The 25,029-nt window shown below is 38.7% G+C and carries 23 protein-coding genes; 10 read left to right on the forward strand and 13 right to left on the reverse strand.

Annotation, left to right across the window (positions count from 1 at the left end):
• Positions 1-2 precede the first annotated feature (2 nt).
• A complete protein-coding gene (locus tag FNN09_RS17555) occupies positions 3-476 on the forward strand; it encodes a biopolymer transporter ExbD (RefSeq protein WP_143303788.1) in 474 nt (157 codons plus the stop codon).
• Between the two features lie 158 nt (positions 477-634).
• Here FNN09_RS17555 and kdsB read toward each other — a convergent pair whose 3' ends face one another.
• On the reverse strand, positions 635-1,396 hold the full coding sequence (kdsB, locus tag FNN09_RS17560; protein ID WP_143303789.1) for a 3-deoxy-manno-octulosonate cytidylyltransferase: 762 nt from the start codon (positions 1,394-1,396) through the stop codon (positions 635-637).
• 186 nt (positions 1,397-1,582) lie between these two features.
• Between kdsB and FNN09_RS17565 the strand changes: the two genes are divergently transcribed.
• The 7 genes from FNN09_RS17565 to lepA all read left to right on the forward strand — a co-directional run bounded on the left by FNN09_RS17565 (position 1,583) and on the right by lepA (position 9,120).
• Entirely contained in the window at positions 1,583-2,830 is a 1,248-nt protein-coding gene (locus tag FNN09_RS17565) for a sigma-54-dependent Fis family transcriptional regulator (protein WP_143303790.1), read from the forward strand.
• 121 nt (positions 2,831-2,951) lie between these two features.
• Entirely contained in the window at positions 2,952-3,458 is a 507-nt protein-coding gene (locus FNN09_RS17570) for an LptE family protein (protein WP_143303791.1), read from the forward strand.
• Positions 3,459-3,476: 18 nt separating this feature from the next.
• Positions 3,477-4,400 (forward strand): tetratricopeptide repeat protein, encoded by a 924-nt coding sequence (locus tag FNN09_RS17575; protein ID WP_143303792.1) that lies wholly within the window; start codon positions 3,477-3,479, stop codon positions 4,398-4,400.
• A 15-nt stretch (positions 4,401-4,415) separates the two neighbouring features.
• A complete protein-coding gene (secG, locus tag FNN09_RS17580) occupies positions 4,416-4,775 on the forward strand; it encodes a preprotein translocase subunit SecG (RefSeq protein WP_143303793.1) in 360 nt (119 codons plus the stop codon).
• Between the two features lie 211 nt (positions 4,776-4,986).
• Positions 4,987-5,265, forward strand: coding sequence for a co-chaperone GroES (gene groES / locus FNN09_RS17585; protein WP_143303794.1), 279 nt, complete (start codon positions 4,987-4,989; stop codon positions 5,263-5,265).
• A gap of 32 nt (positions 5,266-5,297) precedes the next feature.
• Positions 5,298-6,941, forward strand: coding sequence for a chaperonin GroEL (gene groL / locus FNN09_RS17590; RefSeq protein WP_143303795.1), 1,644 nt, complete (start codon positions 5,298-5,300; stop codon positions 6,939-6,941).
• A 391-nt stretch (positions 6,942-7,332) separates the two neighbouring features.
• Positions 7,333-9,120 carry a translation elongation factor 4 gene (lepA, locus tag FNN09_RS17595; protein WP_143303796.1) on the forward strand — a complete coding sequence of 596 codons (1,788 nt, stop codon included), beginning with the start codon at positions 7,333-7,335 and terminating at the stop codon, positions 9,118-9,120.
• Between the two features lie 644 nt (positions 9,121-9,764).
• Here the strand turns inward: lepA and FNN09_RS17600 are convergent.
• The 12 genes from FNN09_RS17600 to FNN09_RS17655 all read right to left on the reverse strand — a co-directional run bounded on the left by FNN09_RS17600 (position 9,765) and on the right by FNN09_RS17655 (position 22,407).
• On the reverse strand, positions 9,765-10,418 hold the full coding sequence (locus tag FNN09_RS17600) for a DUF6261 family protein (protein WP_143303797.1): 654 nt from the start codon (positions 10,416-10,418) through the stop codon (positions 9,765-9,767).
• Between the two features lie 411 nt (positions 10,419-10,829).
• On the reverse strand, positions 10,830-12,236 hold the full coding sequence (gene aspA, locus FNN09_RS17605; RefSeq protein ID WP_221932527.1) for an aspartate ammonia-lyase: 1,407 nt from the start codon (positions 12,234-12,236) through the stop codon (positions 10,830-10,832).
• A 388-nt stretch (positions 12,237-12,624) separates the two neighbouring features.
• The gene (locus FNN09_RS17610; protein ID WP_143303799.1) at positions 12,625-13,056 is read right to left on the reverse strand and encodes a lipocalin family protein; all 432 of its coding nucleotides are present in this window, start codon (positions 13,054-13,056) and stop codon (positions 12,625-12,627) included.
• A 281-nt stretch (positions 13,057-13,337) separates the two neighbouring features.
• Positions 13,338-14,402 (reverse strand): 4-hydroxythreonine-4-phosphate dehydrogenase PdxA, encoded by a 1,065-nt coding sequence (pdxA, locus tag FNN09_RS17615; RefSeq protein WP_143303800.1) that lies wholly within the window; start codon positions 14,400-14,402, stop codon positions 13,338-13,340.
• 72 nt (positions 14,403-14,474) lie between these two features.
• Positions 14,475-15,908, reverse strand: a complete 1,434-nt coding sequence (locus FNN09_RS17620; RefSeq protein WP_143303801.1) for a M17 family metallopeptidase — start codon at positions 15,906-15,908, stop codon at positions 14,475-14,477.
• An 11-nt stretch (positions 15,909-15,919) separates the two neighbouring features.
• Positions 15,920-16,324, reverse strand: a complete 405-nt coding sequence (locus FNN09_RS17625; RefSeq protein ID WP_143303802.1) for a hypothetical protein — start codon at positions 16,322-16,324, stop codon at positions 15,920-15,922.
• Positions 16,325-16,326: 2 nt separating this feature from the next.
• Complete coding sequence (locus FNN09_RS17630; RefSeq protein ID WP_143303803.1) at positions 16,327-17,313, reverse strand: DUF4837 family protein; 987 nt, start codon at positions 17,311-17,313, stop codon at positions 16,327-16,329.
• Between the two features lie 11 nt (positions 17,314-17,324).
• On the reverse strand, positions 17,325-18,536 hold the full coding sequence (locus tag FNN09_RS17635; protein ID WP_143303804.1) for a lytic transglycosylase domain-containing protein: 1,212 nt from the start codon (positions 18,534-18,536) through the stop codon (positions 17,325-17,327).
• Positions 18,537-18,629: 93 nt separating this feature from the next.
• Positions 18,630-18,845, reverse strand: coding sequence for a twin-arginine translocase TatA/TatE family subunit (gene tatA / locus FNN09_RS17640; RefSeq protein WP_143303805.1), 216 nt, complete (start codon positions 18,843-18,845; stop codon positions 18,630-18,632).
• 39 nt (positions 18,846-18,884) lie between these two features.
• Complete coding sequence (rseP, locus tag FNN09_RS17645) at positions 18,885-20,204, reverse strand: RIP metalloprotease RseP (RefSeq protein ID WP_143303806.1); 1,320 nt, start codon at positions 20,202-20,204, stop codon at positions 18,885-18,887.
• A gap of 138 nt (positions 20,205-20,342) precedes the next feature.
• On the reverse strand, positions 20,343-21,497 hold the full coding sequence (locus FNN09_RS17650; protein WP_143303807.1) for a 1-deoxy-D-xylulose-5-phosphate reductoisomerase: 1,155 nt from the start codon (positions 21,495-21,497) through the stop codon (positions 20,343-20,345).
• A 28-nt stretch (positions 21,498-21,525) separates the two neighbouring features.
• Positions 21,526-22,407 carry a murein hydrolase activator EnvC gene (locus FNN09_RS17655; protein ID WP_143303808.1) on the reverse strand — a complete coding sequence of 294 codons (882 nt, stop codon included), beginning with the start codon at positions 22,405-22,407 and terminating at the stop codon, positions 21,526-21,528.
• Between the two features lie 388 nt (positions 22,408-22,795).
• Between FNN09_RS17655 and FNN09_RS17660 the strand changes: the two genes are divergently transcribed.
• Together FNN09_RS17660 and ggt are read left to right on the forward strand one after the other, a co-directional pair.
• Entirely contained in the window at positions 22,796-23,011 is a 216-nt protein-coding gene (locus FNN09_RS17660) for a hypothetical protein (RefSeq protein ID WP_143303809.1), read from the forward strand.
• Between the two features lie 102 nt (positions 23,012-23,113).
• On the forward strand, positions 23,114-24,796 hold the full coding sequence (ggt, locus tag FNN09_RS17665; protein WP_143303810.1) for a gamma-glutamyltransferase: 1,683 nt from the start codon (positions 23,114-23,116) through the stop codon (positions 24,794-24,796).
• The last annotated feature ends 233 nt before the right edge of the window (positions 24,797-25,029 follow it).

Here is a 25,029-nt window from a genome sequence, read left to right on the forward strand (position 1 = left end):
TTATGGCAAAGTTCAGAAAAAAGAAGAGCGGAGGCCAACAAGCTATTAACACGGCCTCATTACCAGATATTGTTTTCATGTTGCTTTTCTTCTTTATGGTATCTACCACAATGAAGGAGGTTGACTTAAACGTTGTTGTTAAGCCAGCACTCGCAACAGAACTAGTAAAGCTTGAGAAAAAAGAGTTGGTTACGTTTATTTACGTAGGTGTACCAGCTAAAAAATATCAATCTTTATACGGAAGCGAACCTCGTATACAGTTGAATGATCAATTTTCATCTGTAACCGACATTCAATCTTATATTGCGCAATCGCGTGATGCGATGACGGAATCTACGCAATCAAAAATGATTGTGTCTATCAAAGCAGATAAAGAATGTCCGATGGGTATTATTACAGATATCAAGCAAGCTCTACGTAAAGCTGCAGCGTTGAAGTTAAATTATTCAGCCGCAGAAATGGTAGCAGACAGATAATCGTATATACTATTACAAAAAAAAGGGAAGTCGTTAGGCTTCCCTTTTTTTATGCTGCTTAAAGCGATAAGTAATTTCGTATTCGATAATCATTAACTAATAACTAAAACCTCCATCAGATATTACAATGGCTATTGGTTTCAGTCGTAGCAATCAAACTAAATGACACCCGATTCTAATAGCTCCTTTAAATCTTCTGGTGTATCAATGGCAAAAGCTTGTTCATTGGTTTCTTCTACACGAATGGAGTAGCCATTTTCCAGCCACCTCAATTGCTCCAACGACTCTGCTTTTTCGAGCTGTCCAATGGGTAGCTTTGTAATTTTTAGTAGTACATCACTTCTGTATGCGTACAAACCGATATGGTTAAAATACTTATGCTTTAAATGCCACTTGCTCTCATCTTCTCCCCTTAGAAAAGGAATAGGAGAGCGACTAAAATACATGGCATTATTCTCTGCCCCAACAACCACCTTTGGCTTATTGGGGTTAAAAAGATCTTCTGTCTTTTTAATGGGCTTTACCAGTGTGGCTAATTGTGTATTCTCATCCTCAAAGCACGAAGCAACAGCCTTAATTTGACTTGGACTAATAAATGGCTCATCGCCTTGAATGTTAATGACTGCATAAAACGGCATGCCCTCAATGTCAACAACTTTTGTTAAGGCTTCAGCACAGCGATCTGTCCCACTCTGATGCTCTGTTGACGTCATCACTACTTTGCCACCAAATGCTTTCACTGCAGCTTCAATTCGCTCATCGTCAGTTGCCACGTACACAAAGTCTAACTCACGAACGGCTTGTTCATAAACACGCTGTATCATTGGTTTACCACCAATATCGGCCAATGGCTTACCTGGAAACCGGGTGGATCCGTAACGAGCAGGAATCAGCCCTAGTATATTCTTCGATTTTATCATGTCTCTCAATTATCTCACAAATGTAAATAGATCAATCTACTTTTAATAATAACCTGCACTTTAACAAAAAATTGTATTCTTAAATAGAATGAAAAAAGATTGAGAATTGTAACTTTGTCAGGTTAATCTGCAAAAATTACAGGTTTTGTTAAAATTGCATTGATAATTAAGATATCTGAATCAAAAATGGATGTACAACAAATCAAACAACGTTTTGGAATTATTGGTAATTCATTTGGCTTAAACCGAGCCATTGATGTGGCTGTTCAGGTAGCTCCTACCGACTTATCCGTTTTAATTACAGGTGAAAGCGGCACTGGAAAAGAGTCCTTTCCACAAATAATTCATCAGTCAAGTGCGCGAAAGCATGGCTCTTACATAGCCGTTAACTGCGGAGCAATTCCTGAAGGCACAATAGATTCTGAACTTTTTGGCCACGAAAAAGGAGCATTTACTGGTGCTCTATCAGACAGAAAAGGATATTTTGAAGAAGCTAATGGTGGCACCATTTTCTTAGATGAAATTGGCGAGTTGCCATTAAATACTCAAGTACGCCTACTTCGTGTACTTGAAGCAGGCGAGTTTATTAAGGTAGGTTCATCAAAAGTACTGAAAACGGATGTTAGAGTTGTTGCGGCTACGAATGTAAAGATGGAACAGGCCATTAAAGACGGTAAATTTCGGGAAGATCTATTTTATCGCCTCAACAGTGTACCCATTATCATACCGCCACTACGCGACCGTTCTGATGACATCTATTTACTTTTCAGAAAGTTCGCTAACGATTTTGCAACTCGATACCGAATGCCAGCCATCCGCCTATCGGAAGATGCTAAGGAATTGCTTTTACGGTATCGTTGGCCAGGTAACATTCGACAACTAAAAAATATTACGGAGCAAATATCTGTTATTGAGCAACAGCGTGAAATTAACGGCGAAGCGATTACCAAATATTTACCCTACCATTCAGGCGATAACCTGCCAGCAATCATTAGAGACAAAAGTCAGGCAGAAAGTGACTTTACCAATGAAAGAGAAATTCTGTATAAAGTGTTGTTTGATATGAAAAATGACATGAATGATCTTAAAAAATTGGTACTGGATATGATGGAGACTGGAGGCGTGAATTCACATGAGGAACATGCTCAAATCATACAGAAGCTATATCAGAGTGAGGATGGAGCCTTTGTACCAACAGACAGCAACATACAGCCTGTCAATTATCAAGCACCTGTTACAAAAGAGAATCACGAACCTATTCAAGACACGGAAGAATTTGTTGAGGAGTCATTGTCTTTGGCAGATAAAGAAATTGAATTAATTAAAAAAGCATTGGAAAAATACAATGGCCGACGTAAACAGGCAGCTGTGGAATTAGGAATTTCCGAGCGCACCTTATATCGTAAGATAAAAGAATATCAAATTGAAAGGTAATACACTACTTAAGGATAAAGCATTAAATAAACGCAAATAAAATGCACCATTAATAATGCTCACAAAAGGGCAAGGTTAATTTTGGTGAGTTCCATATGGCAAATGAAATAAATTGAAACAGATGAAAACATGCAATATAATCTTCATAGCACTTTTGTCACTTATTGTAAGTGCCTGCTCCATTAACATGACCATGAGTGGAGCTTCAATACCAGAAGATCTTAACACTTTTTCGGTGCAATATTTCAACAACCGTGCACCATTGATCAACCCGGTTTTAAGTCAAAACTTTACCGAAGGTTTAAAAGACCGTATTTCTAATGAATCGCGACTTTCACTTGTTGACGGTACTGGTGATGTGGATTTTTCTGGTGAAATAACAGGATATAGCGTTCGCCCTATGGCCATTCAAGCAGATGCAGTTTCTGCCGAAACACGCTTATCCATGGCGGTTAAAGTGCGCTATAAAAACTATAAGGATCCTAAAAAGAATTGGGAAAGCTCGTTTACAGCCTTTCGCGATTTTGAATCATCGCAAAATATTAATGCCATTGAAAACGATTTGGTAACAGAAATGATCGAAGAAATTACCGAGAATATATTCAACAAAGCATTTGCTGACTGGTAATAGCACTGAGTTTGACCTATGAAAAAAACAGATTTTTTTGATTTAGTAGCGCAGCCACATCTTTTAAACGAAGATACCTTACCAGCTTTAAATGAAATTGTAGCTGAATTCCCTTGGTTTCAGACTGCACGTATGCTGCTTATTAAAAATCTTCACTGCGTTGAACATGTAAAATATAACGGAGAATTAAAGCAATCGGCTACTTATATTGCCGATCGAAAAAGGCTGTTCGAACTCATTAATCAAAGTACGGTACCAAAACAGGAAGAACAGGCTAATAAAGTTGATTCCAAGGAAGAATCAGATCACATTAGAGAAGTCGAATCGCAAATTAAGGAGCAGAAAACCAGCTCTGTTGGAATGACCACAAAGGTGAGTTCAATAGAAGACTATTTTCAGACAGCTGATACATTTGAAACGAGCGATGGTGATCAAATCGATTTTTCACTGCCTCCAAAAGAGCAAAAAAACCAAGAAGAAACTTCTTCAATAGTTATGCCTAGTGCCGACTTTTTAGGCTACGAGTCAGCTGAAATTGTGGGTTATGAACTTAAAGAAGCCATTGATCCTGAAGAAACAAAAGACGAAAGCCACTCATTCTCTGATTGGTTAAACATGATGCGTCATACTTCGTCATCAACAACAAAGCAACCCGTTAAAAAGAAATCGCAACAAATTATCGATAACTTTTTACAAATTGATGTACCAAAGATTGTTAACAAACCTGGCGAGACAAAATCATCGACTAGCTTACAAACAAAAAAAGAGATAAAAACAGACACTACGGATGATTTAATGTCCGAAACATTGGCCGACATTTACATCAAGCAAAAGCACTACGACAAAGCAATTTCAATATATGAAAAGCTAAGCTTGAAATATCCCGAAAAAAATGTTTACTTTGCACGTCGAATTAGCGACTTAGAAAAATTAACAAATTAAATAACAGAGCGAAATATGTATACTTTTGTTTCGATATTAGTCATTTTAGTAAGTATCTTTTTAATCCTTATTGTTTTAGTTCAAAACTCTAAGGGTGGTGGATTAGCATCAAACTTCTCATCTTCTAACCAAGTTATGGGAGTTCGTAAAACAACCGATTTTTTGGAGAAGGCAACATGGACTTTGTCAGCTGCACTATTGGTTTTATCATTTGTTGCAGTAATGGTACTGCCTAAAGCACAAATGGGAGCTGCTGAAATTGATGAAAAATTAAACACATTGCCAGCACAGCAGCAAGAAGTACCTGCATTTCCAACTCCTGCTCAGGGAGAGGAAGCGACAGCTACTGAAACGCCAGCCGAAGATGCTCAGTAAAGAATAAAAAAGAACAATATAGAAAAGTGTCAGGTACTCGCCTGACACTTTTTTTATGCCTGCAATTTTGACTTTTAACACTGTAATATTTGGCAGTAAACTGCTAAAAAGTCAGTGCTACTATAAAAAATATGTCATAAATTACTTTGGCATACTTTGTGAGAAACAAGCAGGCGTAATAAAACAGTTTAAACATTAAAAATTAATAGATATGTCAGAATTAAAAGGAAGAATCTTAGCCGGGAAAATTTTGGTTAAGCCTCAGGCAGCTGAAACAAAAACAGCAAGCGGAATTATCATTCCTGATTCAGCCAAAGAAAAGCCATTACAAGGCGTTGTTGCATTAGTTGGTGAAGCTAAGGCAGACGAAGCAATGGAAGTAAAGGTTGGCGATGTAGTATTATATGGTAAGTATGGTGGTACTGAATTGGCGATTGATGGCGACGACTACTTGTTGATTTCTCAATCAGATGTATTGTACATTCTTTAATTAATAACTGAATATTTTAATAAGCATATAAAATGGCTAAAGAGATAAAATTTAATATTGAGGCACGCGACCTACTTAAAGAAGGAGTTGACGCCTTAGCTGACGCAGTAAAAGTAACACTTGGACCAAAAGGTCGTAATGTAGTTATCGATCGTAAATTTGGTGCTCCATCTATTACTAAAGATGGTGTATCGGTAGCTAAAGAAGTTGAGCTAGCTGATCCGTATGCAAACATGGGTGCTCAGATGGTGAAAGAGGTAGCTTCTAAAACTGGTGATGACGCTGGTGACGGAACAACTACTGCAACTGTATTGGCTCAGTCAATTATTAACGTTGGCTTGAAAAACGTAACAGCAGGTGCTAACCCAATGGAGTTGAAAAAAGGTATTGACAAAGCTGTTGAAGCCATTGTTGCCAATATCAAAGCTCAAGCTAAAGAAGTTGGTGAGCACAGTGAAAAAATTGAGCAAGTAGCTACTATCTCTGCTAACAACGATAGCAAAATTGGTAAACTAATTGCGGAAGCAATGGAGCGCGTAAGCAAAGAAGGTGTTATCACTGTTGAAGAGGCTAAAGGTACTGACACAACTGTTGAAGTAGTTGAAGGTATGCAGTTCGACCGTGGATATATCTCTCCTTACTTCGTGACCAACACTGAAAAAATGGATGCTGACCTTGAGAATCCATTCATTTTAATCCACGATAAAAAGATTTCAACAATTCAGGACATTATCCCAGTATTAGAGCAAACTGCTAAGAGTGGTCGTCCATTGGTAATTGTTGCCGAAGATGTTGACGGAACTGCATTAAGCGGATTGGTTGTTAACAAACTACAGGGATCATTAAAAGTGGCAGCTGTTAAAGCTCCTGGTTTTGGCGATCGTCGTAAAGAAATGTTACAAGACCTTGCTGTTTTAACTGGCGGTACTGTAATTTCTGACGAAACTGGTTTAACATTAGAGAATACAACCATCGATATGTTAGGTCAGGCTGAGAAAGTAAACATCGATAAGGAAAATACAACTATCGTAAACGGAACGGGTGCTAAAGAAGCTATTGATGCACGCGTTAACCAAATCAAAGCTCAAATTGCTAACACTACTTCTGATTACGATCGTGAGAAGCTACAAGAGCGTTTAGCTAAGTTAGCTGGTGGTGTAGCTGTATTGTACGTAGGTGCTGCATCTGAGGTTGAAATGAAAGAGAAGAAAGACCGTGTTGATGATGCATTAAGCGCAACTCGTGCTGCTGTTGAAGAAGGTATTGTTCCTGGTGGTGGTGTAACTTACATCCGCTCAGTAGCTGCCTTAGCTGATGTTACAGGTGAAACTGAAGATGAGCAAACTGGTGTTGAAATCATCAAACGTGCTATCGAAGAGCCATTGCGTCAGATTGTATTCAACGCAGGTAAAGAAGGTGCTGTTGTTGTTCAGAAAGTAGCAGAAGGAGAAGGTGACTTTGGTTACAACGCTCGTTTTGACCGTTACGAGAACCTATTGGAAAGTGGTGTTATTGACCCGGCTAAAGTAACTCGTATTGCTCTTGAGAACGCTGCTTCTATCGCAGGTATGTTCTTAACTACCGAGTGTGTATTGGTTGAGGAAAAAGAAGATGCTCCTGCAATGCGAATGGGTGGCGCTCCAGGAATGGGTGGCGGCATGCCAGGTATGATGTAAGAGTCATCACAAACAAACTATATATAAGAAGGGAAGTCGACAAGGCTTCCCTTTTTTTGATTGTAACACAGAGGCGCAAAGACACAGAGTATTTTAAAATAAGGATACCACTAGTCTGATGCATCGCAACAAGTAATTCGGCTAGCCCGCCATCATACCCATTATTCTCATCAGCTAAGGTTATTAACCACTCTGTATTGCATGCTCACTTGGCAAACTATCCATTAACAGATGCCAACAAGAACATAGCTTAAATGCAACAAAAAAACTCTGCAGCTCAGAGTCTCTGTGTTTATCTTTTATCCCTCCTATTCCCAGAATTTAATTAATTGAGTATCTTTGCAATCCTTATCTTTTAACAGGTAAGCTAATTGATTGAAAGTAATTATAGATGAAGAATATACGTAATTTTTGCATTATTGCTCACATCGACCACGGTAAGAGTACTTTGGCCGATAGACTTTTAGGTTATACCGGAACCGTAACAGGAAAGGATGCCCAGGCTCAGGTGCTGGATGATATGGATTTGGAACGCGAGCGCGGTATTACCATTAAGAGTCATGCCATTCAGATGGATTATGAGTTTGAAGGTGAAAAATATGTTTTGAACCTGATTGACACACCGGGACACGTTGACTTCTCATACGAAGTATCGCGTTCGATAGCGGCATGCGAGGGAGCACTTCTGATTGTGGATGCCACACAAGGCATACAAGCTCAAACAATATCCAATTTATACCAGGCTATTGAGAATGATTTGCACATTATTCCGGTATTAAATAAAATGGATTTACCCAATGCCATGCCCGAAGAGGTAGAAGATCAGATTATTGATTTGATTGGCTGCGATCGTGAAGAAATTATTCGTGCCAGTGGTAAAACAGGCGAAGGTGTTGACAATATTTTAGAGGGAATTGTTAACCGCGTACCAGCCCCACAAGGCGATAAAGATGCACCTGCACAGTGTTTGATTTTCGACTCAGTATTCAACTCTTTCCGAGGCATTATCGCTTACTTCAAAGTGGTTAACGGCTCAATTAAAAAGGGTGATCACGTTAAGTTCTTCAATACTGAAAAACAATATTACGCCGATGAAATTGGTGTCTTGCGCTTGGACATGGAGCCACGCAAAGAACTAAAAACTGGTGACGTAGGATATATTATCTCTGGTATTAAAACCAGTAAAGAGGTAAAAGTGGGTGATACCATTACCACGGTTAAAGACGGATGTACCGAAGCCATTGGTGGTTTTGAAGAAGTTAAACCGATGGTATTTGCAGGTGTTTACCCTATTGATGCCGAAGATTATGAAGACTTACGTGCTGCTATGGAGAAGCTTCAGTTGAATGATGCTTCACTAACCTATGAGCCTGAGTCATCAGCTGCCTTAGGTTTTGGTTTCCGATGCGGATTCTTAGGCCTCTTGCACATGGAAATTATTCAGGAGCGTTTAGATCGTGAGTTTGACATGGCGGTGATTACCACAGTACCTAACGTACCGTACATTGCCCATACTAAAAAAGGCGAACGATTAGACGTACACACGCCATCTGAATTACCTGAGCCAACCGTATTAGAGGTAGTTGAAGAGCCATACATTAGGGCGTCGGTTATTACAAAATCAGAATTTATTGGTCAGATTATGTCACTTTGCCTTGGCAAGCGTGGCGTATTAATGAAACAGCATTACCTAACTTCAGACAGGGTTGACCTTGAATTTGAAATGCCTTTGGCCGAGATTGTTTTTGATTTTTACGATAAACTGAAGAGTATCTCGAAAGGATATGCTTCGTTTGACTACCATCCGATTGAGTTTAGAGCAGCAAAACTAGTTCGCTTAGACATCTTACTTAATGGTGAGCCGGTGGATGCATTATCTTCGTTGATTCACTTTGATAATGCACAAGCCTTTGGTAGACGCATGTGTGAGAAGTTAAAGGAACTGATACCACGTCAGCAATTTGACATTGCTATACAGGCTGCTGTAGGTGCTAAAGTTATCGCCCGCGAAACGGTTAAAGCCGTTCGTAAAGATGTAACTGCCAAATGTTATGGTGGTGATATTTCGCGTAAACGTAAGCTACTGGAGAAGCAGAAGAAAGGTAAGAAACGTATGAAGCAAGTGGGTAATGTAGAGGTACCACAAAAAGCGTTCTTGGCAGTTCTTAAATTAGACTAGCATAACATTGATCCCTGTTGGGATTTGGAAAATAATTCAGGCTCGTTAAACAATAGTTTAGCGAGCTTTTTTTTTGCCAAGCTCACTTCATGTGACCTAGCATACTTGCTTGCATTGATTAATCATCATGTATTACAGCCCTGCTACCACGGCAATCGCATTTAAAAGTTGAATCCCTTTAGGATTCTATAATTGAGAATTTTAATTTGCCCCAGATTTCATCTGGGGTTATTCGTATTCAACCACGCTGCTGTTGTTGGTGATAAATCCTGAAAAGGATTTAATATTAATAACCCTGCATGAAATGCAGGGGGGTATAATATATACCTTCATAACAACCACAAAGTGGTTGAATCTTAAATGCGATTGCCGTGGGCCTGCTACACCATAATACAAGTTGTTAATTGCCTTTACGTGCCTACAAGAGCTCATTACAAACCTGCCATTAGCTTTACGCGCCTGTAATGGACAAATGCATGCTTGCAATTAGGTTTACGTGCTTACAATCCTTAATTACTAGTTTGCAATTGAAGGTTGCATCCAACTTTGGCCAAAAACAAAGTTGCAGAAGCCCAAAGCAAAATGCATGGAACTTCTGCAACAACAATATCTGGAATAAACGAGGTTAGTAGTGTTTAATTAATTTAGTTAAGTGATTTGAGTAATACCTCAAGTTCCATTAAAGCATTGCTAATAGCTGGGCTGGTACCAATGCGAGCATGGGCAAACATTAAGCTATACAGCCCGTTTAGGCTCTCGGCCAGTAAAGGAGCCATATCGGTAGCTGATTTGGTATCGCTCAGCTGTGCATTGCTTTCGATATAGCTATCGCTGGCTGCTTTAAAATCATTGTTGGCTTGCTCTACTAAGTTCAACCAATCGTTGATGTCTTTAAAATCTTCATCTTGCAAATCAACATTTCGCATCTCATCAATCATGTTATCCACTGCTGCGGTTTGTTCGTTATACCTGAATCGATTGATGCCGTTATATTTGGTAGTAATACTAAGTAAGGATTCTATGGCTTGGGATTTCTCGCCAGTAAACGGATAGTGACTATCTGATTTTATCCGCAGCACCAGTCCGTAAATTAATTTATCACGTTTTTTATCTAACTCTGACTTTGTAGCAGCAGGAACTTTTTCCTTTTGCATACTGGCTTTAAAATCGGCAATGGCCTCCTTTACCTTTTTAACAGCAGGCTGTACCTCAGGTATGGCGTCGCATATCCGCACCGAATTTTCACTCACGGTCTGAAGCTCCTTCAGCCGCAAGCGGGGTAGATTCAATAATTCCATTCGTTGTGTTTAAACGTTTAGTCCAGATAATGTGTGATTGAAAATAAAGGTAAAAAGAATAAACGAACACACAATAGTGCAGGAATTCGCTTAAAAGAATTTTAACCACCTCCCCACTTCGTGGTACTCTTCCTTGGCAAGGAGGAGAAGGATGAAAAACCGTCCCCTCCTGAATTTTAGGAGGGGTGCCGACAGGCGGGGTGGTATAATTGGTTCTATCAGCAATTTACCCGCCCAATAGTAAAGCAGCATAGATTACATAAAATTACCTTCTTCGGATAGCTACACGCAAAACCACGGATCATGTTAAGCCGTGCAGATACCTTTTTTTTATCTCATTTCAGCAAAGCGAGTACAAAAAAAGCGGCTGCTATTTCTAACATCCGCTTTCTCAATTAACTAATCAATATATTACTGGCATGTTCGTTTGGCCGGGCCAATCATATTCTCCGGCTTCAAAATTTCTTTTAATTGCTCTTCAGAAAGAATACCTTCTTCAAGCACAATTTCATACACCCCTTTACCCGTTTTAAGAGCTTCCTTAGCAATGCGCGTGCTGTTTTTATAACCAATGTGCGGATTAAGCGCTGTTACAATTCCAATGCTTTTCAGCACCATGTTTTCACACACATCCTCATTGGCTGTAATACCATCAATACATTTGGTACGAAGCGTATCCATTCCATGCATTAAAAATTGCATCGACTCTAAAATACTATGGGCCAACACAGGCTCCATCACATTTAGCTGTAACTGACCGGCCTCGGCAGCAAACGTTACTGTTAAATCATTACCAATAACCTTAAAACAAATCTGATTCATTACCTCAGGAATCACTGGATTTACTTTACCTGGCATAATAGAAGAACCCGGTTGCATTGGTGGTAGATTAATCTCATTCAATCCGGCACGTGGACCAGAAGCCAATAAACGTAAATCGTTACATATTTTCGACACTTTAACAGCCATGCGCTTTAATGCCGATGAATAGATAACGTAAGAACCGGTATCAGGCGTTGCTTCTACCAAGTCAGACGCCAATACAATAGGGAATCCTGTAATATCACATAAGTGTTTTACACAAGCATCGGAATAACCATCAACCGAGTTGATTCCCGTACCAATGGCAGTGGCTCCCATGTTCACTTCGCGAAAAAGGTTCGCATTCTGTGTTAAACGCTCTATTTCTTCACTTAAAGTAATCGCATAGGCACAAAACTCCTGTCCTAAAGTCATAGGAACAGCATCTTGCAACTGGGTACGTCCCATTTTTATAATATCAGAAAACTCATTCCCTTTGTTCTTAAAGGCATTTACCAACTGCTGCAAATGCTCAATTAAGATGGAATTCATTCGGATAAGTGACAACTTAATAGCCGTTGGGTAGGCATCATTAGTTGATTGCGACAAGTTAACAATGTCGTTAGGTGAGCAATGCTCATATTGCCCTTTTTGGTAACCTAATAATTCCAAAGCGCGGTTGGAGATTACCTCATTGGCATTCATGTTCGTACTAGTGCCGGCACCTCCCTGAATCATATCAATGGGAAACTCCTCGTCGAACTTACCATCCATTACTTCTTGACAGGCCTGTACAACAGCTTCTGTTACTTTTTCATCCACCAAACCCATTTCATGATTGGCTTTAATGGCAGCCATTTTAACAACTCCAAGAGCCCAAATAAAATGACGATATTGACTCAAACGAGCCGTAGATATATTAAAATTCTCAACGGCACGTTGTGTTTGCACACCATAATAGGCATCAATGGGTACTTGCAATTCTCCTAATAAATCGCTCTCAATGCGTGTTGACATAATTGATAGTTTTTAGTTATGTATCGCGCAAATGTTGATGTTTTTAAATTAAGGAAACATGTCAATTGTCATTCTTATTATTAGGGGTTACTTGAATTAAAACTAGTTTATTATCACATGCCCCCTCCTATTTGAAAACTAATTAATATGATTTACATGTAATGTTGAAAACTACACATTATGCATTTTTTGGTTACAAATTAAAAGTTATTGTTTTTTAAGAGTCTACTGTTATTTAGAAAGATTATATGTAGTTGATTCCAGATCGTCTTAATTACACAGCACAACAACAGGCAACAAAAACAAAAAAAGGCCATCCTTTGCGGACAGCCTCTATTTCCAGCATCGTATCACTTAAGAGATTAGATGCAATATTTTGTAAATCACATTAGTCAATTACGCGTTCATATTCTGATGTAAAACTCACACTAAAAGTTTCACCCATGAACTCTTCACTCTCAGAAGCACTGATTGTAAAACTGTTGTCTGAAAAGTGAGTTATAGTCATTACGCCTTGCTCCATTTCATCACCCTCTCCGATTGTTAGAGTCAGTTTGTTTCCAGAGATAGAGTATTGCCCTTCTTCCTCAAGAAAACCATCATATGACATAGAGTAAGTATCATCTTCATTAAATGTAATTGTTTCATTCAAATCAGTTTCACTTTCAGTTACACCATTAACAGTGTAAGTAGCTGAAACAAGAGCCCATTTACCAATTAACTCATCCTTTGATACACTAATACCATCATCATCTTTATCGCAACTACTAAATAATACAGCTACAATAAAAAGTGTACTTAATAAAAATCTAAATTTCATTTTAATATGTTTTAAAATTACCTTGTTTACCAAACCTAGCTATAAACTCATTAGCTAACTATAATCAAATAACAAATCGGTACTAATTCTTATAAAAACAACCCAAAAGGGTTGTTGAAGCACTACTAAAAAAGATTGTTATTTGGTATAATATCACCAAGTAAAAAAACATCCACACAATTTACATTTGCCTTAGTTAATGGACGAATTAAACAAAATTAAAAAGGCCATCCTTTACGGACGGCCTCTTTTCGATTCAATTATATTCGAAATTGCTAATATTAATCTCTCTGCTCTAATTCATTAATATCATAGCTTTTAAGCGGATCTTTCGATAGTTCAATATTCATCTTACGGTTTCGACAAATATCAACACCCAAGTAAATAGCTTCTTTAAACGAGGTGGCATTAGCCTTATCCTGTCCTGCTATTTCAAAGGCTGTTCCATGGTCGGGAGATGTACGGATGAAAGACAGTCCTGCTGTGAAATTAACACCTTTTGAAAAGGTCAATGTTTTAAACGGTGCCAAACCTTGATCGTGATACATCGCTAGTATAGCATCAAAGTTTCTGAACTGATCACTACCAAACAAACCATCAGCCGGATAGGGACCTAAAGCCATAATACCTTCTTCCTTGGCTTTGTTTAAAGCCGGTATAATTATTTCCTGCTCCTCGCTACCCAATACGCCACCATCGCCGGCATGTGGATTAAGACCTAATACAGCAATACGCGGTTTTCGCACCGAAAAATCCTGTTGCAGCGTATGGTTTAAAGTTCGCAACTTACTTAAAATACTTTCTTCAGTAATTTTCGAAGCCACATCTTTAATAGGCACATGACCAGCCACAACACCTACTTTCATATGCTCCGACACCATCAGCATCAATGCTTCTCCATCGCCAGCAACCTGATGTAAATATTCGGTATGACCTGGGAAGTTAAACGCTTCGGATTGAATATTTTCTTTGTTGATAGGCGCCGTAACCAGCACATCAATCTTACCTTCTTTCAAATCCTGAGCAGCTGCTTCGAGCGCTTTAAATGCCGAATCTCCGCCAATAGTGGTTGACTTACCCAATTCAACACGTATATTATCATCTAAACAGTTAATAATATTTACGCGTTTACTATGCGCGTCTGAAACATCATTAATACTATTAAGACTAAAACTAGGAATATTTAAGGCCTTACGGTGGTATGCTGCAACTTTTGAAGAACCATAGATAATTGGCACAAACGACTCAAATATTCTGGCATCGGCCAGGGTTTTAAAAATCACTTCGTAACCAATTCCATTAATATCTCCGTGGGTGATACCCACTTTTATTTTTCCTTCACTCATATCTTCTAATTTTACCCCTCACAATAGCTGTGAAAGTGATACTAAGCATTAAAAGTAATATAAATTGACAAACTAGCTTCTATTTTTCAGAAACTCATAAAGCATGCGTACTCCAACACCGGTACCTCCTGATCCACGATAGCTATCGGGCTTTTTAACATAGGCTGGCCCAGCAATATCAAGGTGGATCCATGGTGCTTCAACAAAATGGCTTAAAAACTTGCCTGCCGTAATAGCCCCTGCTTCGCGTATTCCGAGGTTTTTAATATCAGCAATGTCTGATTTTATTAACTCACCATATTCATCCCAGAAAGGAAAACGCACCACACGTTCGTATACCCGATTACCCGCTTCTTCCAATTGTTTAAAAACACTGTCGTTGGCTGTTCCCATACCAACAGTGGCATACTGACCCAAAGCCATAACTGCGCTACCTGTTAGCGTTGCCAAATCAATGACTAATTCGGGATCATATTTTTTAGCATAGGATAATGCATCAGCCATAATCAAACGCCCTTCTGCATCGGTATTAAGCACCTCCACGGTTTTGCCATTGTGCATCGTTAATACATCTCCAGGGACAATTGCATTACCACCAGGGCGATTATCTGTTGCAGGAATTAATCCCACTACGTGAACAGGTAATTTGTTAGAAGCAATGGCCACAAAAGCACCAACAACAGAAGCTGCTCCTCCCATGTCTGCTTTCATATCGTCTAAACTTCCTGGAGGCGTTTTAAGGTTAATACCACCCGTATCGAACACCACTCCCTTGCCAACCAATACAACAGGTTGTTCGTTACTGGCATTCTCAGGTTTCCACTCTAGTATATGAAATGCGGGCGGATCAACGCTACCCTTATTAACACCCAGCAGGCCACCAAATTTCAGAGCCTCAATCTTGGCTTTATCAAATATTTCAACATCAAAACCATGTATAGCACCCAACTCACTAATGGTATCCGATAATTCTTCCACATTAAGGGTTGAAACAGGTTCGTTAACCAAGTTACGTGTTACATAAACAGCATTGCTTAGTAAACGTACTTCATCCAAATCACCTTGATTCAATTCCGATGAGGCCACCCAAATGGTAACAGTCTCCGCCTCATCAGTTTTATCTGTTTTATATTTGTCGAAACGGTAAGCCGACAAAGCTAAGCCTTCGGTTAAAGCCAGTGTAGCAGCTTTATCTCCAAGCAAATCATAAATGCATACCGACGATTGCTTATCACTTTTTAGTCCGGCATAAATGGTGCTGCCATCTTTACGCAAAGCTTCGTATCCTTTATTGTTATCCTCATCATCAGCCACAATACGTACATAATATACGATGTTGTAATTCTGAATGGTAATCAACTTTTCTTTGGCTTCAATTTTATTTTCAACATAAGCCAAGGCCTCACTATTAAAGCCAAAATCCTTAAGTATAGCAGCGTTTTTTACAAGGAATATATTCCTTACATTCTCGGGACGCTCACCCGTATGTTTAATTTGTAATTGCATAGTAAATAATATTATTCAGAAATCTCTGTCCAGTCATTTTCCTGGCTCGGTCCCTGAGATTTAAAATATTCTCTGATCATTACTTTTTTCATCTCGCGATGAATAATTAATTCAGTTAGTGCATCTTCATAACTGGCATCGCCCATTTCGCTCTGATAAACAGACACCTGCCCCTCTGTAACATCGATACGGTACAAAAAGTTGAGAAATTGCGAATAATGCTCTCCCATAATCTGTACGATGTGCACTTTCATCTGCTTGAAAACTTCATCGTAAAAACCCTCAACATTGCCCGAGAAACTGACTTCAAAACCAAACTCTGCAAAATCTTTGATGATTTGTGCTGCAGCTTTCCTAATTAATTCATCTCGTCCACATGCTTCGCGTAAGGCATTGCTATTGAGTTGAGGCATCATAACTATTGTAGTTTTAAAGTGTACATCAAAGCTTCTAACTGACGAATTTTATCGCGCTTATCAGGCTTTTCAGGCGAATACACCACTCCGTCTGTTACAATTACGCGGTTGTTTTTCTTGTCGTAATGCGCCTGTAAAACAAAAGGACCACCCATCATATCATTTTGCACCTTCCATAAGCCACGCAATTCAACTACTTCGTTTTTGTTGATGGTCGCTTTTTTATAAATAACGGGGTATTGATGTTCGGTAGTCATGTACGAACCATCGGATGGGCCTGGTACGTTTTTATTAAGAATTGAATCTCTTTTGTTTAATAAATACTCTTTGGAAAATGTTCCCTCTCCAATGTAGGGGAACTCATACACAAACATGGCTTGAAAGCCCCAGCTAGCCGCTTCGTTCATCCATAAAAACGATTCATTTGATAATTTAATAACCATACTATTAGGCACCGATAAGCGCATGTTAAAGCTGGCGTTTAATTGTTTTACCAACTCATCGCTTGGAAATTTTTCATACGAAGCAATGTAGCGCTCACGTTCGGCCTTATTAAAGAAGCTTAGCAATTTTAGTTGATGTTCATCAACCAATACCTTAAGTGCCGCCGTATCTTTAGCTGTGATATTGACAAATGCCTGAGGCAGAGCCCAACGGTCACGGTAATATTTCACATCATTTTCTTTTACCTCGGATCCAACAGTTACAACAACCAGGTTACGCAATGTTTTCATAAACGATGAGAATGAACGATGTGGTGCAACATTCATTTTAAAATGAGGCTCTGCCTGAGGCAGGCCAAGGTAAGTCTCGCGCAATAAATTCTGCAACTCGGTTCCTCCTGGCGATTGCTTAATTTTATCATCCATGATTACCAACATCTCACCGGCTTTACCAGCTACATTGGGTTTATATCCAGCTCCTTTATCCTTGCACGAATAACTTGAAAATACAAGGAGTGCAATTAGTAAATATTTATAGATGCTCATAAGAATATGTATTAGTGATGGTTTATAGTTATTTGCTGGTATGAGTATAACTGATTAATCTGTATAACCGGTTTATCAGATTCAATTACCTCGGTTACAAAAAAAACTTTCGGTGCTTTCTTTGGTCGCCAAACAATTAATTTCTGATCGATTAACAGCCTTCTTGATTTTAAGTTATTCCAATGCATTATGTCGCTTATGCGGCAATTATTATCAATGGCAATTTTATGAAAGAACTCCCCTTTTTGAACAATGTGTACAGTACTTTCCTTACCTGTAACATCTCCAACAGGTACAATTTTACTGGTTGGCTTTTGTGCCTCACTTAAGTCATTAACAGCTCTAACAAAATGTAACATCCCTTTTTTGGGTAGAAACACACAAACCGCCTGATCATTAACAGGAATAAACGATTTTGTATACGATGGATTTAACCACTCTACAACTTCAATGGGTGTTTTTGAAGCTTTGGCAATCTGATCAAAACTAAGCGATTTATGAATGAACACAGTATCTACTTCGTTAAAATTCAGAATAGCTGGTTTCTTTTCAACATCGTGCTTTTCGTAATTATTCATTACGTAATTAACCGCAATAAAAGCCGGCACATAACTTTGAACAGCCTTGGGCAAATAAGGTTGTAACTCCCAAAAATTGGTTTTCCCACCCGAGCGTTCAATGGCCTTTTGTACAACACCAATACCTCCATTGTATGCCGCCAATGCCAATTGCCAATCATTCAGATTTCGATGCAGATATTTCAAATAACGACAAGCCGCTTCGGTGCTTTTTACAGGATCACAGCGCTCATCTACATAGTTATCAACCTTAAGATCAAACATGCGCGAGGCGTGGTAAAGAAACTGCCACAAACCCATGGCGCCCGATGTGGATTTGGCTTTGGGATCTAAAGCCGACTCGACAATGGCGAGATATTTTAGTTCCATCGGCAAATCATATTTGGCCAGATACTCTTCAAAAAGCGGAAAATAAAATTCTGATTGCCCAATTATATTAGACAGGTGTTCGCGTCGTTTAATGGTATAAACATCAATATAGGCTTGTACCTTTGAGTTATAATCGAGCTTTACCACGGTCTCCTTATCGAGCTCACTCAAGCGATTCTCATACATCCATTGCGGATAATGTGGATACTCATAATTAATCGCATCAACGAATTTGAACATCATCAGTAAGATAATGCACATGACCAATCGCGGCATACAGAATAGTTTAATAATGGATACAAATATATGCCAAAGGCCAATCCTCAATGAGGGTCGGCCTTGGTATACTGAGTTTTATCAAGTGTTTACTTACTTCGATGAATCGTCGCTGGCCTCTCCATTGGTATCACCATCCGACTTTTTTCCATCATCATTGCGTGCTTTTTTAAATTCTTTCATGCCTTGACCAAGTCCTTTCATTAACTCCGGAATTTTACGGCCTCCGAACAAAAGTAATAATGCCAATACAATAAGGATTATCTCTGGTCCACCTGGCATAGCCCACAATAGTACGTAACTGTTCATATCTTAATGTTTTATATTATACAAATTTAATAAACTCTCTTATTTAAAGAAAGCTTTAAAGATATCATTTCCATTGGCAAATAAGAGAAGTCCCAATAAAAGAATCATTCCCGTAATTTGCGCATACTCCATAAATTTATCACCCGGCTTACGCCCTGTTACTATCTCGTAAAGTAAGAACAACACATGGCCACCGTCAAGAGCTGGGATTGGTAAAATATTCATAAAAGCCAATATCATCGATATCAATGCTGTGTTGGACCAAAATACATACCAGTTCCAAGTCGATGGGAACAATTTCCCCATGGCTCCAAAACCACCTACTTGCTTAGCTCCTTCTTTGGTAAAGATTAAACGTAATTGCTTCACGTAACCAACCAATATATCAACTCCTTTGGCAATACCCTTAGGGCAAGCTTCCCAAAAGCCGTATGCATGGCGCTGAATCTCTACATAATTATCAGGTGTTACCAAGTAAAAACCTATTTTACCCGATTTTGGAACCGTCAAATTCAGTGTTAATAATTCATCACCCCTATAAACACCCAGATCAATTTCTTTTTCCACATTATTGAACAAGGCAGCAGAAAACTCATTGAAAAAGGCTGTTGATTCACCATTAATACTCACAATACTATCGCCAGTCAATAAACCAGCTTCATCCGCTTTTGATCCACTCATTAAATCATGCACCACAACTGGATAACGTACATCGGCGAACCCACGTACTTCTTCCGAAATCATACGTTGGTCGTAATCCTCAGGAATGGATAAGTTAAACGTTTCATTACCTCTTTTTACAGTCAAAGACTTTGCATCTTCAAGCAAAATTAGACGGGCAATATCACTACTTTCTTCAACGGTAAAATCATCTACCTTAAGTACCACATCTCCATCTTGCAAACCAATTTCTTTGGCTACTTCGTGATAATACAAACCATGTTTGGCTGATGACACAGGTATGTATTGCTCACCCCAGGTGTACAACACCATCCAGTAAATAAAAAAGGCTGTGATAAAGTTAACGACTACACCACCAACCATTATCAGCAAGCGCTGCCATGCTGGTTTAGCTCTAAATTCCCACGGTTGAGCAGGCTGAGCCATGGCCTCTTTATCCATCGACTCATCTATCATACCAGATATTTTTACATACCCTCCAAGAGGCAACCAACCAACACCGTACTCTGTATCTCCCTTTTTATATTTAAATAAGGTAAACCAAGGGTTGAAGAATAAATAAAACTTCTCAACCCGAGTATTAAATAGTCGAGCAAAAAAGAAGTGACCAAATTCGTGCAAAATCACTAGTAATGATAAGCTAAGCAACAGTTGCACCGTTTTTATAAAAATTTCCATTAATTATCTTTTTTCTTATTCGGCACAAATATATTCTTTTCGCGCCAATAAGCGATTCATATTTATAGTAAGGGGTATTTCTTCACAGTTTTTAATTATTCTTTAACACCGCAAAGCCAAAAAAGGTCAATACCTATGTTACTTTTTTATTATTTGTTCTGCTATGGTTCTTGCTTCTGAGTTACTTTGGAAATAATCATCTAAAGCAGGATGCTCTATCACTGTAGCCTTCATCATTGTTTGCTCAATTACATCAGACATTTCAACAAATCCTATCTTTTGCTTTAAGAAACCATCTACTGCTATTTCATTAGCAGCATTTAAAATACAGGGCATGTTGCCTCCTTTTTTCATGGCCTGATAAGCTAAATCTAAATTACGAAAAACTCTTACGTCAACTTTTTCAAATGTTAACTGCGGATAATCCATAAAATTAAATCGTGGAAAATCAGATTTAAAACGCTCAGGAAAAGTCATGGCGTATTGTATGGGCAGCCGCATATCAGGCAAACCCAATTGTGCTTTAATGGAGCCATCTTCGAACTGCACCAACGAATGAACAATGGATTGCGGATGAACAACTATTTCAATATCGTCGGGTTTCACATTGAATAACCACTTTGCTTCGATGGCCTCCAATCCTTTATTCATCATTGATGCACTATCAATGGTAATTTTATCACCCATGCTCCAATTCGGATGGTTCAAAGCCTGACATCGGGTCACCTTACGTAAGAAGTCAACTTTCTTACCTCTAAACGGACCTCCGGAAGCTGTAAGAATAATCTTCTCAATTGGATTATGAAACTCACCTGCTAAACATTGAAAAATAGCCGAATGCTCAGAGTCTACAGGTAAAATACTGACTTTGTTCTCAAGCGCCAATTGTGTTATTATTTCGCCAGCAACAACTAGTGTTTCCTTATTCGCTAAAGCAATTTGCTTACCAGCCTTTATGGCATTAACTGTTGGCTGCAAACCAGAAAACCCAACCATGGCTGTAAGAACCACGTCGATACTACTAATTTGCACAACCTGAGCTATGGCTTCTTCTCCTGCATAAACCTTTACATCGGTATGAGCTAATGCATCGCTCAATTGGGTGTACTTATCTTTATTCCCGATCACAACAGTGTTGGGATCATACTTTAAGGCTTGCTCAATTAATAAATCAACACTGTTATTCGCCGTTATCACTTCAACATCGAAATGCTCTGGATGTGCATCAATTACTTCAAGGGCTTGAGTTCCAATAGAACCTGTAGAGCCTAGTATTGCTATTTTCTTTGACATTAATTTTTACGCTTGTTTGTTGATGCCATTATTCGAACGACATATATTGTTCTGCATCTAAAGGAACTCCATTATACCATAACTCAAAATGCAAATGCGGACCGGTTGTTAGTTCGCCTGAATTACCAACACTTGCAATCGCCTCTCCGGCCTGAACTTTATCGCCCATGCTTTTCAAAAGACTCTCGTTATGCTTATATAAGGATATTAAGTTATTAGAATGTTGTAGTTGAATAACGTAACCTGTTTCTACAGTCCATCCTGTAAAAACAACGGTGCCATCAAGAACAGCACTTACACGTGCACCTGGCGTTGCAACTATATCAACACCGTAGTGATCTTGTGACTCACCAAATTTATTTACCACAACACCTTTTAAAGGAGTAAATAAGAAGCTGTGCTCTAATTCAAACTTAGTACTGTTATTATCAAACACTGCTAGATTAAACTTCTCTTCCTTTTCAACTTGTTCTCTAAATATCGAATCCTCTTCAGACTTCTTAAACACGACACTGTTATTCTCATCGCCTCCTACAGCATCTTTAACATCCTCAGGCATGGATCCCTCAGGCACTCCTCCCGACATAATCGAGCGAATATCTCTGAAAAACTTATCACGCCTTTCGACCTCCATAATCAGGCTATCAACACGCTGTGAATTTTGAACGATTAAACGCCTTTGCTGACCATCGGGATATCCTGGAATGTATTCGCGCAAACCGGTAAATGCAATTAAAAATATAACTGCTACAATTAGGACTGTAAGGCTAACTCCCAGAATTGTAAACACATTTAGGCGAGAAAAACGCATCCCAAAAACCTCTTCAAATGTCTGCTCATTAAATATAGCTAACCTGTACTTATGCCTTAGTTTATCAACTATCTTCTTTCCTTTTTCTTCTCGTGCCATTCATCAAACATTGAGTTGAAGCAAAGGTAAAAAAACTCATCAGAATTCATGATAAAACACATAATAAGTCCTGCGATTACTCATGGTTGTAAGGCTTAAAAGTGTGATATAAATCAGAATTAATTTCACAAGGCTTTAAACACCCACAACAAACTAAGTACTGGGAAGTTACAAACACAAAAGTATCTTTCTATAAACATTCATCACCATTTTCATGCCGTTTACAGGGCTCTTTTTTATTAATCTTCAATTAAAAACGTTTTACCCCAATAATTCATCATCTTATGGAATAAGGCCGCTTTCCCTTGGCCAAACACCTCATCAAACATACTTTTATACCGGAAACAACACACCCGGACGGTACTAAACAAGGTAAAAGGAAAGAGTTATGGTTATTAAATTAATTACAGCACTTGGTGAGATTCGTATGCACCAGAAAGTGGCCGGCATTGAATTCCCAAAAACAAATGAACTACAAGTCGTATTCAAAGATACATTCGCCGATTTGTTAATTCCAATATCACCTGATATGGATCACCAACTATTGGTTGGCATCTTTTACGATTACCTAAATCACCCTGTGAGTAAGTTAGCAATAGCTTAATTTATAAGCATTAAAATATTTTAAAACTGTAGTTTGCTATACCAATAGTATTCTACAGTTTTTTTATACTTTTAAGTTCACTATTTACAATAATCTATCGCCATGAAAAATTTACTATTACTTATTGGTTTGCTATTACCGTGCGCACTATTCGCACAAGATAGAGTTACAGGCTTCAATCATGCTACTCGCAGCGAAGTACTTGCACAAAATGGAATGGCATGCACCAGCCAGCCCCTCGCCACTCAAGTTGCAGTTGACATATTAAAAAATGGAGGCAATGCCATTGATGCAGCTATAGCCGCTAATGCAACACTTGGTTTAATGGAACCAACAGGATCGGGCATTGGAGGGGATATATTTGCTATTGTTTGGGATGCAAAAACAAAACAATTATATGGACTAAATGGAAGTGGTCGATCGCCCAAAAACATAAGCCTTGAATACTTCAAGAATGAAAACATTGACAAGATACCAGCTTATGGACCTCTACCTGTAAGTGTTCCAGGATGTGTAGACGGTTGGTTTGAACTACATGAGCGTTTTGGGCAAATGAAAATGAAAGATATTTTAGCACCTGCTATTTCATATGCTGAAAATGGATTTCCTGTTAGTGAATTAATTGCTTATTACTGGGGACGATCTGTACAGTTCCATGCAAAATACCCTAATGTTACAAGCACATACACCACCAATGGTGTTGCACCTAAAAAAGGAGATGTTTTTAGAAACACCTACTTGGCTAACACTTATAAGCAGCTTGCCAAAAACGGTCGCGATTATTTTTACAAGGGTGAATTGGCTAAAACAACCACTCAATTTATACAAGAGCAAGGTGGTTTTCTGAGCATGGAAGACATGGCTGAACACCACTCACAATGGGTTGATCCTGTTTCGATCAATTACCGCGGTTACGACATTTGGGAATTACCTCCCAATGGACAAGGAATAACAGCGCTTCAAATGCTGAATATTTTAAAAGGTTATCAGTTCAGCAAATCAGAATATGGTAGTTCCCGTCATCTACACCTTGTTACCGAAGCAAAAAAACTGGCATTTGAAGATAGGGCAATGTATTATGCCGATATGGATATGCAAAATGTACCTGTTGAAGAATTATTATCAGAAACGTACGCCCAACAACGACGAAGCCAAATAAATAACCAAAAAGCTGGCTTATACAAAGCTGGAACCATAAGTAATGGTGAGACAGTGTATTTAACTGTAGCAGATAAATGGGGAAATATGGTTTCATTAATTCAAAGCAACTATCGAGGAATGGGATCTGGCATGGTACCACCTGAACAAGGGTTTATGCTTCAAAATAGGGGCGAACTATTCTCTCTTAATCAAGATGATGCCAATGTACTCGAACCAGGAAAAAGACCATTTCATACAATTATACCAGCTTTTGTTACGAAAGATGAAAAACCAATCATGAGTTTTGGTGTTATGGGTGGTGATTTTCAACCACAAGGACATGTGCAGATCATCATGAACATTATCGATTTTGGAATGAATATTCAGGAAGCTGGAGATGCACCGCGTTTCAGCCATTCGGGCTCTTCACAACCAACAGGCTATAGAGCAGAAAGCAAAGGGCAGATTAATCTAGAAACCGGATTTGATGACATGACCATCCTGGGACTAACAAAGAAAGGGCATAAAGTAGGCTTTAGTCCAGGAGACTACGGAGGATATCAGGCCATTTGGAGAGATCATGAAAGAGGCATTTACATTGGTGCATCTGAGAGTCGTAAAGATGGCATGGCAGCAGGTTATTAATCAAATAAAACGACCACACAAATTCAAACAATTAAATTACAGACATGGCAATGACTGAAATAATTTGGGAGTTCTATCTGACAAATGAAAGTAAAATTAAACAGATCGTTAGTTTGTGGAATACCTAAATATGAGAAAACCAATTAGGAGTCAAACGTGATTTTTAACTTAGGCAAAAAGCTCCATCTGCTGCATTAACTTTAATAAACAGATAGATAAAATCTAAGTTTCAT

The organism is Carboxylicivirga sp. M1479 (assembly GCF_007097485.1).
Lineage (GTDB): Bacteria > Bacteroidota > Bacteroidia > Bacteroidales > Marinilabiliaceae > Carboxylicivirga.